Genomic DNA, 387 nt, shown 5'->3' with positions numbered 1-387 from the left:
CGTTGGATCTGCTGTGAAATTAGCTGCAAATCCTCCTGATATCGTTTCTGGGGTAAAGACAATCTCTCCGTTTGATGAATTATAATTCCAAACTCCTTCGCCTGCAACTACCAAGACATCTTGAACGCCTGCTGTAGTTGGATCTAAATCTAAAGTCGTATTCGTTGGACTTGCTGATGTTACGCCATCACTTAATAAATCATCCGTTAAAATCTGTAACGGGGCACTTGGTTGTGTTGTCGTATTTAATGTTACATCTGTATTGTCATTCGCTACTGGTGGTAACTCTCCATAAGTAACCGTTACTGTTGCTGATGTTGCATTGCCTTCTGCATCACTTACCGTATAACCAATCACTGTTGGATCTGTAGTAAAGCCTGCTTCTGG

Annotated in this window: 1 protein-coding gene; it reads right to left on the bottom strand. The window is 41.6% G+C overall.

The features are described 5' to 3' along the window. On the bottom strand, positions 1 to 387 hold a 387-nt coding region (locus ACYPV9_RS14240), incomplete at both ends, for a hypothetical protein (RefSeq protein ID WP_459744836.1).

It is taken from the genome of Polaribacter sp. OB-PA-B3, from assembly GCF_054589375.1.
This window is presented reverse-complemented; position numbering and strand designations above follow the sequence as displayed.